Source organism: Suilimivivens aceti, from assembly GCF_025567405.1.
GTDB classification, from domain to species: Bacteria; Bacillota; Clostridia; order Lachnospirales; family Lachnospiraceae; genus Suilimivivens; species Suilimivivens aceti.
Window position 1 is genome coordinate 250428 of record NZ_JAOQKJ010000004.1, and the last position, 14234, is coordinate 264661.

A 14234-nucleotide genomic window follows, 5' to 3' on the forward strand; every position below is an offset into this window, starting at 1 on the left:
TCTTATGTTCCCTACGAAAAATCCTGGCAGCCGCCTTACCTTTATCCTGAAGGATCTGCTTCTTTCCTATCTGCTGACCGCGCTCCTTCTCCTTTTGCTTTCCCTGCTGCTCTACCGCTTTTCTCTCAGCGAAAAGACAGTCACCCTGTGCATCACCGGCATCTATATCCTTGTTACATTTCTTGCCGGATTCCTCGCGGGTAAAAAAGAAGGCTGCCGGAAGTTTCTTTTTGGTCTTCTTCTCGGCGGTCTTTATTTTCTCATCCTGCTTCTGATCTCCCTGATTGTCAATCACTCGCTGCAGGGCTTTTCCGGGCATTTCTTTACTGTTCTCCTGCTCTGCTGCGGCAGTGGCATGCTGGGTGGCATGCTAAGCTGATGTACTTTCCCTGTCCTTCATTTTTAAAACAGGACTCCGTACCATATTGACCACTAAAGGGATCACCATGATAAACCATACAATGGGCTCAGCCACAATGATGCCATAATATCCGATCGCTGGTGCCAGAAGCAATGCGATCAGCACTTTGCCAATCATTTCAAGGGAGCTGGAGATCACCGGTGTCCTGTTATCTCCAAAGCCCTGCATGCTGTTCCTGAACAGACATATCACAGTCGGTACATAATAAAATGGGGTATTCACACGGAGATACAGCGACGCTGTATCAATAATATCCTTCTTCTGTGTAGCCGTGACCGTACGGATCAGCCATGGTGCCACTGTATAGGCACTGATGATCACCCCGGTGCACCAGACAAATGTAACAAGAACCGTATCTCTAATCCCCTGCCTGATCCTGGAGTATTTTCCAGCTCCAAGGTTCTGTCCGCAATAGGTTGCCAGTGTCGTACCCATTACCGAAAACGGCAGCATATATATAGAAGAGATTTTTCTTGCCGCCGTATGGGCAACAATGATATCTGTACCAAAGGTATTGATACTTGTCTGCAGTGCCATTGTACCGATACCTACCAGTGACGTCATAAATCCCATGGAAAGTCCCGCTCCGAAAAGCTTCTTATATAATATCATATCAGGTTTAAAATCTTCCTTCTTAAGCGTAAGCTGCGGATACTTTCTTCTCATGTAGAGAAAACACAGAAACGCTGAAACCGCCTGTGCGATCACAGTTGCATAGGCCGCCCCTTCCACACCGGTATGGAGGCACAGGATAAATCCATAATCCATGGCAATGTTCAGGAACGCTGCGAGGATCAGGAACAAAAGCGGTGTAAAGGAATCCCCGATCGCACGGAGCATGGCTGCGCAGATGTTGTAAAGAGTTGCTGCAAGAAGCCCTGCTATGACGATCCCGATATATCCCCTTGCTGCTGCAAAAAGCTCCGGTGAAATATTCAGGAGCTTTAACAGTCCACTCATATTCAGGAGACACAGTCCGCTTAAAACAACTGCACAGCAGGAGCCAAGCAGGATCGTTCCCCCCATAGCCTTCTTCATCTGCCTTTCGTCCTTTGCACCAAAGCAGGTGGCGATCACAATGGCAAACCCGTTGGTCAGTCCATTCAGAAAAGACAGCAGCATATCGCTGAGTGTTGTTGTGGCACCAACCGCAGCCAGTGCTTCATCCCCCAGTGTCTGTCCCACTATCCTTGTATCTGCCAGACTGTAGAATAGCTGAAAAAGCTGTCCAACAAAAAGAGGCACAGCAAAAAGCAGGATCAACCGGATCGGTTTCCCTTTTGTCAGATCTTTCATAATAAGCTTCCCTTACTGATGCTTTACTACCGCTCTTGCGATCACATCAAAAACTTCCTTCAAAACATGAAACAACACCATAATAACCGAAACCAGCGAAAATCCAAGGATCACTGCCGTTACGGAGAGCATCATTTCCTCATGGCTGTAATGCCTGCTCGGTATATAATTCTTGCACTTCTCTGTCACACAGGCGATCGCACACAGAATCCCCGCTGACAAAAATGTCCTGATGACCCAGTACCACCTATAAAAGGTCACATGGATCGTCAGCGTCCCCAGAATGCCGATCGCAAAGAAGGCAACGATCCTTCCCGTCTGTCTGAACTGATAGGTCATCGCCAGAAGCTGCATTTCTGTCACCGCTTCCCCATATTTCTGAACCGCCAGATACTGGATCAGTTTCTTTCCTATTAATTTGGTCTCCTCTCCGTCCTGCACAGATAGATAAGCAACCCCAAAAACCCCTGACAGAAAAAGGATCCACAGAAAAAAAGCAATCAGTGGATGAGATTTTTTCTTTTCCATAAATAATACCTGCTATATCTCTTTAACTAAAACCCGTTAAAATACTCTTCTGAATTTATGATGTCAGATTTAAGTATAACACATCTGTCAGGTAAATGGAAACAGGGACAAATTTAAGATGTTTTTAGTAATAACTGTTTTTCAAAATCCATTGACATAGTATTGATAACTACATATAATGTTTGTAACATGTTACAGATACCGATATTTATCTCTGTACTCATCAGCATTATATAGAAAGTGAAGGATAATCCTATGTTTCAGATTGTAGTTGATTCTGCCGCCAATATTCCTGCGGAGCTTGTAAAAAAATATGATATCAGAGTCATCTCCTTTGTCAACTATGTAAATGGTCAGCCTCTGACCTGCTTTGATCCTGACCTCACCATGGAACAGGAACGTGTCAAAGGAAAAGAGTATTATGATGCTCTCCGTGCCGGTGCCGAGATCAAGACCGGCCTGATCAGCAGCGGTGATTTCGAGGAATGCTTCCGCAGCATTATGGAAAATAATGAGGATGTCCTTTATTTTTCTCTCAGCAAAAATATCAGTGGTACTTATAACTCTGCAAGGATTGCAGCACAGGAGCTGATGGAGAATCCTCCCATGGGGCGCAGGATCCGTATGATCGATTCCTTAAACGCTTCTCTTGCACAGGGTATCCTTGCTATCTACGCCAGTGAGATGAGAAGCCAGGGAATGGATTTTGACACCATTGCCGATACTCTGGAGACTTATCCTGCCAGAATGAATGGTATCTTTACTGTAGGTGATCTGAAGTATCTCGCAAAAACAGGCCGGCTCAGTGGTTCTGCTGCCCTGGTCGGCAACATCCTGAGCATCAAGCCAATTCTCCGTGGCAATAAGGACGGTTATATTGTCCCGTATAAGAAATGTCGTGGCAGAAAAGCCGCTTTAAATACACTGGTTTCCCTTGTCTGTGAAACCATCATTGATCCCAAAGAGCAGATCATCGGTATCGCTCATGCTGATTCCTATGAGGATTCCCTTTATGTCATGGAAGAGATCCAGAAACGGATCCAGGTAAGGGAATTCATCAACACCTCCTATGACTACTGTACCGGAAGCCACGTAGGTCCGGATACTATCGCCCTGTTTTATATGGCAAAGGACAGAGAGCTGCTGTAAGATCTCTGTCTTATAGATAAGCTTCAGTGCTTCCATGCCATCCTTGCCGTCCTCTTCGGGTTAGTTTTGAAAGAATTATGAGTGAGATTCCTTCAATAATTTCAACACAACAGTTTACTTTATTTCCAAAATATATTAGAATTATGTCGTATGTAATCAAGAAGTTTTATCAAAAATAAAGGAGAGACATAACATGAGCATTTCACCATTACAGAAAGCCAGATATGAGTATGCTCCCAAGCTTCCGGGCATGCTCAGACACGGCATTGCAGATATCTGCGTAAAGGAAGGCGAAGAAACACAGAGTGTTGCTGATCAGGAGAAGATCAAGGCACTGTTCCCCAACACTTACGGCAAGAAGGAAATCACCTTTGAAAAGGGTCAGAATACTTCCGAAATGAAGAAGCAGATCGTTGGCGTTATCCTTTCCGGCGGACAGGCTCCTGGCGGACACAACGTTGTATGCGGTTTATATGATGCTTTAAAGGCAACCAACAAGGAGAACGAGCTTTATGGCTTCAAGGGTGGTCCGAGCGGACTGATCGAGGATGATTATATCGTTATGACTGACGAATATATCAACCAGTTCAGAAATACCGGTGGCTTCGATATCATCGGATCCGGCAGAACCAAGCTTGAGACCAATGAGCAGTTTGCTATCGCTGCTGATGTATGTAAGAAGCACGGCATTACTGCTATCGTTATCATCGGTGGTGATGATTCTAATACCAACGCTGCTGTTCTTGCAGAGTACTTTGCAGCACACAACACCGGTGTTCAGGTGATCGGTTGCCCGAAGACCATCGACGGTGACTTAAAGAATGAAGATATCGAATGCTCCTTCGGTTTCGATACTGCAACCAAGACTTACAGTGAGATCATCGGTAACATCGAAAGAGATGCAAACTCCGCTAAGAAGTACTGGCATTTTGTTAAGGTTATGGGGCGTAGCGCTTCCCACGTTGCTCTTGAATGCGCACTTGAGACACAGCCCAACATCTGTCTGATCTCTGAAGAGGTTGCAGAGAAGAAAATGTCCCTTTCCGCAATCGCTGATTATATTGCTGATTCCGTAGCTGCAAGAGCTGCAAAGGGCATGAACTTCGGTGTTGCTATCATCCCTGAGGGTGTTGTTGAATTCGTACCTGAATTCTCCGTACTGATCCAGGAGATCAACGAGCTTCTTGCAGGAAGCAAGGCTGATGCCTTCAATGCACTTCCTACATGGGAAGAAAAATACGCTTTCATCGAGAAAGGCTTGACCAAGGAATCCATGGAGGTATTCGCTATCCTTCCCCAGGCTATCCAGCAGCAGTTATTCCTCGAGAGAGATCCTCACGGAAACGTTCAGGTTTCCCTGATCGAGTCCGAGAAGTTATTCTCCGCTCTTGTAAAAGATAAATTAGCAGCAAGAAAAGCAGCCGGAACCTACAATGGTAAGTTCAGTCCTCTTCATCACTTCTTAGGTTATGAAGGAAGATGCGCTTTCCCTTCAAACTTTGACTCAGACTACTGCTACTCGTTAGGATACAACGCATTCATGCTCATCCAGTATGGTTACAATGGCTACTTATCCAAGGTTTCCAACCTTTCTGCTCCCGCAAGTGAGTGGGTTGCAGGTGGTATGCCGATCACCAAGATGATGAACATCGAAAGAAGACATGGCGAAGACAAACCGGTTATCAGAAAAGCTCTTGTTGAGCTTGACGGTGCACCGTTCAAGTACTTCGAGGCTCACCGTAAAGAGTGGTCTGAAAATACCTGCTTCAAATATCCTGGTGCTATCCAGTACTACGGACCGGCTGAGGTATGTGACATCACAACAGTAACACTTGCTCTTGAGCAGGCAAAATAAAAAAGCTGTTCCATTTACTAACAGCCAGTAAACAAATAGGAAACCCTCCAGAAAGTTCTGGTGCGTCTTACCAGATTTCTGAAGGGTTTCATTCATATTATACAGACCAGACTTTATACTTCCAATATCCTGCTGATGCTTCTGTCAGCCCATTCCTTTACCGTAGCAGCATCCTCCTCAAGAAGCCATCCTTCCTTTACCTCTTTCTCTATATATTCATTAAACAGCTCCAAATAATGCTCTCTATCCTTGTATCTTTCCTGAATTGCTTCTTTATCAAAGAATTTCATTGTTCCTACAACACCCATATGTGCACTCATATCACAGCCTTCATAGGATGCGAGTGGAACTTCCAACAACACAGATCTTAACCCTCCTTCTGCGTTTCCATCTTTATCTCTCTTTATTGTCCCATCATCATTTCTAGTAATATTGCAGATCACCTCGGGCGCTATTCCTTCCGTTGCCCAGATATGTAATTTTTCAAGCAAACCTACTATATAATAAGCCAAAGGGAAATCATTAATAAATTGCTTCTCTTCAGAAGGTATTACATGGGGTTTTCTCCCAGCTTTAATAACATCCTGATCTGATACAATAACCGGACATTTAATATCAAAATGAGGGCTTCCTGGAATTTCATAATATCTGCTCTTATTTTTCTCCGTATCCTCATTCTTAGGAAGATGTTGATCCATATCATCACCAGCCCCAAACCCCTTAAACAAATATAGATCACCTTCGCTACTCATTTTAATATATGGCACTTCAGAAACTACATTTTCCTGATAATCAAGGGTAAGTGGCCCAAGCGTCTTTTGCTGGCATACTTTTCTTGCGACAAAGGCTCCAACGATATTCATATATCCATCATATATATGACTTCCGTCTTCGTTTTTCATGTACTGATCAAAATAATGCACATAAGTGTTAAGATATGCACCACTCTGGCTCTGCCCAGTCAGATACAGTTGTCTAACGTTCCAGCCATTTATCAGGTTATTTTCCACTTTACTTTTAATACGACAGGCTGTCTGGGACAGCATATCCCAGAACAGTCCTTCTTCTGTTCCAGGTATGCTGTCATAAGCATGACATACCGGCTGAGACACTTGTTCTCCGTTGGACCAGTTCAAATCCCTATATCTTTCATAATCGAAAGTTTTTAGTGCAAGTACTGTAATTGGCTTACTGGTGATTCCTACATATGCATGACCGTTTCTTACACACCAGTCATAGATCCGGGTCCACAGATCTTCATGGTCATAACCATTCGTTGCATTCAGAATATCCAGATATACCCTGCCTGAAAACTGCTCTTCTTTTATTGGTTTTCTAATCAGAAGTCTCGTTTTGTAAGGAAGCCCTTCCTTTTTTACAACCAGTCTGCCATTATCATCATCATATACATTAGCATATCCACTGGCAAAATATTCTTCTTCACAATATCCAATTTTTTCCAGATCATATGGCATACGACAATGTCTCATTGAATCAAATGGATAAGAATTTTCTGTTGCTTCTACAGGTCCCTCAAGTATAATGTCTTTCCTGCAGGCCTGTCTTATCATATCTTCCCTTTTCATATGCTACCTCCTTTAGTTTTTCTCCTCTCTGAGATGATCTACAAAAACAGCTACGATCAAAATGATACCTTTAATCAACATCTGATAATAAGAGCTGATACTTAAAAGGCTCATTCCATTTGCAATTACAGACAACAATACGACACCCATAAAAGTATTCAAAACAGTGCCCTTACCACCGGAAAGAGATAATCCACCAAGAATAGCTGCCGTCATGATATCCATCTCGCTTCCTGTACCTGCATTATTTAATGCAACACTTCCCTGTGCTATATATAATATGGAAGCAATTCCTGCTGTCAGTCCGGAAATAATGTAAGATACCAATTCCACCTTTTTTACTGGAATTCCTGAAAGCCGTGATGCAATCCGGCTTCCACCCACGGAATAAATATTTCTTCCATATTGGGTATACTTCATAACAAAGCCAATGATCAGATATACCAGGATCATGATCCAGAACATGGATGGCAATCCAAATATGCTGTTAAAGCCAATAAACCGAACCATGGTATCATTAATGGAAATATATCTTCCATCCGTTACTATAAATGCCATTCCTCTGAATGCAAGCTGTGTTGCCAGAGTTGCAATAAAAGGGTTGATGCCCATATAGGTAATCAGACAGCCGTTAATCATTCCTCCCACAATACCAACAAGCATTGCTACCAGTAATAATGTGATTCCACGCAATCCATGTTCATAGCCAATTGCCGCTGCCATTCCAGACAATGCCATCAGCGAAATCTGGGACAAATCCAGGCCTCCAAGCACCAGAGTAATTGTCAGTCCTGCAGCCATAATTCCATTGGCAGAAACATATACACATATATTTTTAAAATTCGACAGTGTCAGATAATACGGTGTAAGAACAGACCATACAATACTAATCAAGATCAGCGCTACAAATATACTGGTAAATGATGCATTTTTCTTTAAAAATTGAGGTATTATACTTTGTTTATTTTTCATATTCATTCCTCTCCGAGTGCATATTTTAATACATTCTCTTTTGTCATTTCATTTTTATCAATTTCCTTAACGAGCACACCTTCATGCAGAATATACACTCTATCACAAATCCCCAGCAATTCTGGCAAATCTGATGTTACCAATAGTACACCGCATTTTCTTTTACAGATATCCTCTATCTGTTTATAAATTTCAACTTTAGCCCCAACGTCAATTCCTTTCGTTGGCTCATTCAAAAGGAACAGCTTAGGATTATTATCAAGCCACTTCGATAGTATAACCTTCTGCTGATTGCCACCTGACAATGATGATACAGGCGTATCCGGTGATGGTGTTTTAATATTCAATGTTTCAATCCATCTGTCTGCAACGGTCCTTTCTTTCCTGAGATTAAGGAATGGACCTTTTCTATAATTCTTCAAAGTGACCGTACTGATATTTTCCATAACAGACTGAACCAGTATCAGTCCTTCTGTTTTTCTCTCCCCGGGTGTATATGCAAGTCCTGCCCTGATCGCATCAGCCGGTGATGAAATCTGAACCTCTTTTCCATCGATCAGGTATTCCTCAAAATCTGCCTTTCTTGCGCCAAACAAAGCTTCCAGTGTTTCCGAACACCCAGAGCCCATCAGACCATATAATCCGACTATTTCTCCCTGTCGGACAGCAAGACTTATATCTTTCAGAAATTTATAATTAAGATTTTTGATTTCAATTACTTTATCACCAATGGTTCTTTCCGATACCGGATACATATCATCTATATTTCTTCCAACCATCTCTGAAATAATCTGGTCTTTTGATATAGAATCCATCTTTCCTTCATATACTTTCTTCCCATCACGCATAATCTGGATATCTGTACATATTTCAAAAATCTCATCCAGCTTATGAGATATATATATGACTGATTTTCCTTCTTTCTGAAGATTGCGCACTATATCAAACAAAATCTTGGTTTCTTCTTCATTTAATGCAGATGTGGGTTCATCCAGAATAAGCACATTTGCATTTCGTGCATAGGCACGCGCTATTTCCAGCAGCTGCTTTTCTGCCGTTGATAAAAACTGTACTTTGGTAAATGGGTCAAGATGTCCCAGTCCTACCTCTTCCTGCACCTTCCTGCTGTTTTCCCCTAATTTCTTGTAATCAATACACCCCTTCTTTTTAGGCAAATTGCCAAGGAAAATATTTTCTGCAATAGACATATATTGCATGTAACTTAATTCCTGATAAATTACCGCAATTCCTTTGTCAATAGCTTCCTTAGGAGTATATTTTCCCATTTTGGTTCCATTAAAATAAATATCTCCTTCATCTGCCTGATAAGCTCCTGATATTATCTTTATCAAAGTAGATTTGCCGGCTCCATTTTCACCGGCAAGAGCAAGTACTTCACCGGCTGCCAGTTTCAGGTTCACGTGATCTAATGCAACCACACCCGGGAATTTTTTGACTATTCTTTCCAGACGAAGCGTTTCTTTCATTTGCGTCTCCTTTCTATATAAGGAGCGCAGCCTTTTTCGACCGCACTCCTTACAATGGTTATTTCATTTCAGGAAATACATCATACAGATTATTAATACCAACTACTTCCGGTACAAAGGTATTCACATAAGGAACCTCTTCGCCTGCTACGATCTTTTCACTGAGATCACAAAGTGCCTCTCCGTAATTAATAGCTCCAAGATAGATAGAACCTCTCCATGGTGCTGTTGTATTCTGTGAATCAATTGCTGCTTTAAAATAATCTGTTGCAACTGCTGAGCAATCGCTTCCCGTTCCCATAACATCCGCTGATCTTCCAGCTGCCTCAACTGCAGAGAATGCCGCATTTGCCATATCGTCTGTCTGACAGAACATCACGATCTTTTTTCCAGGATTTGCTGAAAGTGCATCGGATACCTGCTGATATACGGCCTGCGTATCTCCTGCATCTGCATCAATCTTAATCTGCTCTACACTGTCAATATCGGAAACATACTCTCCCAGTGCCGGAACGGCAGATGTCAGTCTTTCTGTAATCTCAGGTCCTGTTGTAAAAGTACCAACAAGCAGGATCAGGTCTGTCTTTCCACCCCACTCATCTTTAACCTGCTGTCCGATAAATTCTCCAATTGCCTTACCCATATCAGTATTGGCTGTTCCATATGTGTATGCCGGTTCCGGCAGATCCACGTGAAGTCCAAGATAAGGGATTCCATCATTTGCAGCCTCCTGTGCAAATGGTAAGATAATATCCTGCATGGCATTACCATCAATTATAATATCTACACCCATAGCCTTAAACTGATCATATGCCGATCTCATCTTTACAGGATCATAATTGGTAAACTGGGCATTCAGTTCCCATCCCCTTTCATCACAGGCCTTCTGCAGACCATCATACACATCCTTAAAGAATGCCTGTGTAGTGTCAATCCCATAATATCCAATTTTCAGTGCTTTTCCATCAGCGTTTGCCTCTGCTGTCTGTCCAGAATCTCCTGCTTCTGTCCCTTCTGTTGCTGCTTCCTGCTCTGTACTCTCCACTGCAGTTCCTTCTGTTGTTGTTTCCTGGCTGCTTCCACATCCTGTCATTGCCATTGCAAATAATGCAATGCCCATAATAATGCTGATTACCTTCCTTTTCATACGTTTCCTCCTTTGTTTGATACATTATTTAGTATGCTTTATCATTTATATTATTTAATATAAACTTCAGTAGTTACGGGATATTTTCAGATACTATGATCTCTATCTTCGTGAAAATATCATCTGAGATATCCTCATCCATCAACAATTTATGGCATATCTTTTCGATTGCCAGATATCCCTGTTTTTCCGGTTCCTGCCCAATTGTCACACCAATAATCCCTTCCTGCAGATACTGGATAATACCAGGTGTAATATCATGTCCGATCAGAAGGGGTGGATGCTTCATTTCCAAATCCCTTATCACCTCTCCCACCGTTTCCACCATCACATTTGAAACATAAATTGCATCTATGTTCTGTGATATAAGCAGACTCTTCGTAAGGTTATAGGCAAATGCACTGTCTTCCTTGAAAGTAAAAGTTCCATAACGAACCATATCTGCTCTTTTATTATCAATCACTTCCTGGAAACCCTTAAGCCTGTCCCCAAATGCCGACATTCCTTCGCATATCGCTATGAGTTCCACAAATACAGCATCCTGTCTGGCCATCATGGCCATAAGTTCTCCTGCAGTCCTTCCACTCCTATACAGGTTCTGTCCCACATACGCTGTACGTCTGCATGGTTCATCATTGTTGAACGTAATTACCGGTATACCCCTGTCTACCAGATTATTGATGAGTCTTGCCACCTTTTCTGATGTGTATGGCACAAGTGCAACACCGTCATAGCCAAGCCCAGATACTTTCTCGAGTACTTCTTCCTGTTTCACCGGATCCAGTCTTTCCAATACAAACCGATCAATTCTGACACCCATGGATGCATATTGCAGCTCTGCTCTTTTAATACCATCCTCAACCTGCTGCCAAAATTCTGATTCATAATTATGATAAATGACAGCAATTCTGAGTTCCTTACGCTTTCCAAGAATTCTGGCGGCAGCATTCGGTTTATAATTCAGATCCTGTATTACCTTATTGACCCTGTCTGCTGTTTCCTGTGATACCCTTCCTCTGTTGTGGATCACACGATCGACTGTACCCTTACCTACACCAGCCATCCTTGCAATATCATCAATTGTTACAGCCTTTTCATTCTTCTCTTCCACTTGCGGTACCGCCCCCACTTTCTTTAAAAATTAAAATCCGAGTATAACTTTTTTTTAAAAAAGCACCTGGATTCCTGTAATATTTATATTACTAATTCTAAATTTCCTCTTTTTTCTTTGTTTATTCCTACTCAATGCGGTACCGCCCCCGCATGTATTCAGTATACATATTGCACTTGTTATTGTCAAATATTTTTTGTTGTTTTTTGTGTTTTTGAATACTTTTCACATATATAATTCAGCTTTTTTGTGCATACTGTTGAGATTATATCTGCAAAAGGAAAAGCAGCCATTTTTGATGACCGCTTTTTCCTCTACATATAGCTATTTTATTTTCTCACCGAAATAAATCCTTCGGTACTTCAATGGGCATTCCATCGTGCATTGCTGATTCGTGTGCAATAATTCTCGCTGCACTGATGTTAATTTCTATGTCTATAAGATATACCAAACAAACTACATTTTCTATGCACATATTTTTTAGAAAACTATCGGATTTTTTATTTTTGTTTCAAAACCCCATTCAAAAAGGATCCACCAGATCTTTTTTCATATACATGGATTAAAAAAAGTGTCCTTGCAGGATTCCTACGGCGGGTCGCTCTATGCGACATCTACCCTTCCACCGCAGTGCAGTCCTGTCTGTGCTTCTCTTTCACTACCATAACCTCTTTTCCTTCAAACGCAAATCCCAGCTTACAGATTCGTTCCCCTGGTATTCCTGCTGCAATCATATCCGCTTCATACTGTTTCTCTTCAATCTGACGCAGTGCATTTGCCGCCGTCTGTGCAAGATCTTTTTCCTTTCGCTCATCAAATACTTTAAACTCCATGATAAAAGCATTCTCTTCCGGCCGAATCGGATAAAGCGCAATATCATATCTGCCTCTGCCGCTTTCACGATTGGAAATGATACGATAGCGGTCTTTCAGGGAAACGATCAGTCCCAGCACCAGGCCATGAAAAAAGTTTTCCGGATTTCTTTTCGACGAAGTTCCTGTATCAAAATAACTCATGGAGGAATAGGTAATATCAAGAAGAATATCTTCCATTTCCTCTGTATTGTGTGCAAGCAGAGCCCTGATAAATTCGTTATAATACAGATTTCCATTGTCGAACATTCCAAGGATCTCATTCCGGAACATACTCATGACTTCCTGATTGGTAACGGAAACATCACATTCTGTATACTCCTCATATTTTTCTACATTGTCTGCTTTGATATATCCGACCGCCAGCAGCAGTGACCACAGACTGTTTTCATCGCCATCCATATACTGGAAAGTAATGTTTTCATTTATCTTCTTATGTACCACCTCTCCTGCCATCAGCCGTTCAATCTCAAATTTACTGCGTACTGGGTGCCTGCGGATGATATCCCCTATGATCTTATTGCTGCTGGTATTGATCCAGTAAGAAATCAGCTTTCCTCTGTCCAGAAAATTGCAGATCGACCAAGGATTGTAGATATCTCTGTGATTTCCAAAGATAAAGCCGTCATACATGGCCTTTACTTCCTGAAAACAATCCATATTCTGGCATTTTAACGCATCTTCCACTTCCTTCTCCGTAAACCCGAAACAGTCACTGTACTCCTCATCCGTTATTGTATACGTTTCAATATTATTCAGATCTGAAAAAAGCGAGTTTCTTGAGATTTTCGTCACCCCGGTAATAATCGCTCTTTCAAACCATTCATTTTCTTTGAATGTATTATGAAATAATCCTCTGCAGGAAGCGATCATCTCTTCCCAGTATCCGCCAACATACGCTTCCAGCAGGGGCGTATCATATTCATCCAGCAGAATGACAGGTTTTACCCCATAATGTTTGTATACCAGCCTGCACAATATCGGAATGCTGTTTTCAACAACTGTTTCTTCTCCCCGAAACAAAGCCTCTCTGATTTCCTTGAACTCATTCCTGTCATCTTCCTCTAACCTTTCACTTGTAAGAAGGTCATCCTGGGAACTGTACATGGCTTTCAGACTGTTCAACATCCCACGCATGCTGTGAGCATAGTCGATTCCCTTGCAACTTCCAAAGCTCACGGAAATCACCGGAATCTGTCCAAATTTCATCCTGCACAAGGGATCCTGCCATACTTTGAGATCCTCAAAATATTCCGGATGCTCTGCATAATGCGGATCCAAAAAAGTCCGTACGGTACTGAGCAGCAATGTTTTCCCGAAACGGCGTGGTCTTGTTATCAGCGATATTTTGGCACTTCTGTGGAGCCATTCGGTTATAAAATAAGTCTTATCTATATAAAATAAATTGTTTTCCTTAATCTCTGTAAAATACTGATATCCTACACCTACATTTTCTCCCAGATAGGGATTATCTTTTAAGATAGCAGCTAAACTCTCCCTATATGCTGTAAGTCGCTTCTTTTCCTCCAGCAGACGGCTCCGTTCCTCAAACTCAAGCAGGATCTGTTCCCTCTCTGACATCCTAACGTAGTAACTGACAGACTTCCCCTCTATGGTACGCTGTATGTACGGCTGCTTTTTTCCATTGATCGTCTTATAGGTAAGCGTTCCTTTGGGCAGCTGTTCCAGCCTCTTATCAATTTCTTCGATACGTCTTCCGGGATTACTCATCGCAGGCTCCTTTTTCGATGTAAAAAATGGTTATGAATGGTTATATTCATCATATAACCATTCATAACCATTGTAAATA

11 protein-coding genes are annotated in these 14234 nt (G+C 42.0%); 3 read left to right on the forward strand and 8 right to left on the reverse strand.

Features of this window, described 5'->3' with window-relative positions; genetic code table 11:
- Nucleotides 1-4: 4 nt before the first annotated feature.
- Entirely contained in the window at nucleotides 5-379 is a 375-nt protein-coding gene (locus OCV77_RS06410) for a TIGR04086 family membrane protein (protein ID WP_118797715.1), read from the forward strand.
- On the opposite strand, the gene OCV77_RS06415 is transcribed toward OCV77_RS06410, so the two are convergent.
- Nucleotides 371-1717, reverse strand: coding sequence for an MATE family efflux transporter (locus OCV77_RS06415; protein ID WP_262574104.1), 1347 nt, complete (start codon nucleotides 1715-1717; stop codon nucleotides 371-373). The genes OCV77_RS06410 and OCV77_RS06415 overlap by 9 nt on opposite strands.
- 12 nt (nucleotides 1718-1729) lie before the next feature.
- A complete protein-coding gene (locus tag OCV77_RS06420) occupies nucleotides 1730-2245 on the reverse strand; it encodes a hypothetical protein (RefSeq protein ID WP_262574106.1) in 516 nt (171 codons plus the stop codon).
- Between the two features lie 255 nt (nucleotides 2246-2500).
- Here OCV77_RS06420 and OCV77_RS06425 point away from each other — a divergent pair, with 255 nt between their 5' ends.
- Nucleotides 2501-3394: a DegV family protein gene (locus OCV77_RS06425; protein ID WP_262574107.1), complete on the forward strand. Its 894-nt coding sequence runs from the start codon at nucleotides 2501-2503 to the stop codon at nucleotides 3392-3394.
- 193 nt (nucleotides 3395-3587) lie between these two features.
- Nucleotides 3588-5249: a diphosphate--fructose-6-phosphate 1-phosphotransferase gene (locus tag OCV77_RS06430; protein ID WP_118797711.1), complete on the forward strand. Its 1662-nt coding sequence runs from the start codon at nucleotides 3588-3590 to the stop codon at nucleotides 5247-5249.
- A 113-nt stretch (nucleotides 5250-5362) separates the two neighbouring features.
- On the opposite strand, the gene OCV77_RS06435 is transcribed toward OCV77_RS06430, so the two are convergent.
- The 6 genes from OCV77_RS06435 to OCV77_RS06460 all read right to left on the reverse strand — a co-directional run bounded on the left by OCV77_RS06435 (nucleotide 5363) and on the right by OCV77_RS06460 (nucleotide 14155).
- Complete coding sequence (locus OCV77_RS06435) at nucleotides 5363-6835, reverse strand: alpha/beta hydrolase domain-containing protein (protein WP_262574108.1); 1473 nt, start codon at nucleotides 6833-6835, stop codon at nucleotides 5363-5365.
- 12 nt (nucleotides 6836-6847) lie between these two features.
- A complete protein-coding gene (locus OCV77_RS06440) occupies nucleotides 6848-7807 on the reverse strand; it encodes an ABC transporter permease (RefSeq protein WP_262574109.1) in 960 nt (319 codons plus the stop codon).
- Between the two features lie 2 nt (nucleotides 7808-7809).
- On the reverse strand, nucleotides 7810-9294 hold the full coding sequence (locus OCV77_RS06445) for a sugar ABC transporter ATP-binding protein (RefSeq protein ID WP_262574110.1): 1485 nt from the start codon (nucleotides 9292-9294) through the stop codon (nucleotides 7810-7812).
- A gap of 58 nt (nucleotides 9295-9352) precedes the next feature.
- A complete protein-coding gene (locus OCV77_RS06450; RefSeq protein WP_262574111.1) occupies nucleotides 9353-10441 on the reverse strand; it encodes a sugar ABC transporter substrate-binding protein in 1089 nt (362 codons plus the stop codon).
- Between the two features lie 73 nt (nucleotides 10442-10514).
- Nucleotides 10515-11552 carry a LacI family DNA-binding transcriptional regulator gene (locus OCV77_RS06455; RefSeq protein WP_262574113.1) on the reverse strand — a complete coding sequence of 346 codons (1038 nt, stop codon included), beginning with the start codon at nucleotides 11550-11552 and terminating at the stop codon, nucleotides 10515-10517.
- Nucleotides 11553-12166: 614 nt separating this feature from the next.
- Entirely contained in the window at nucleotides 12167-14155 is a 1989-nt protein-coding gene (locus OCV77_RS06460) for an ATP-binding protein (RefSeq protein WP_262574114.1), read from the reverse strand.
- Between the last annotated feature and the right edge of the window lie 79 nt (nucleotides 14156-14234).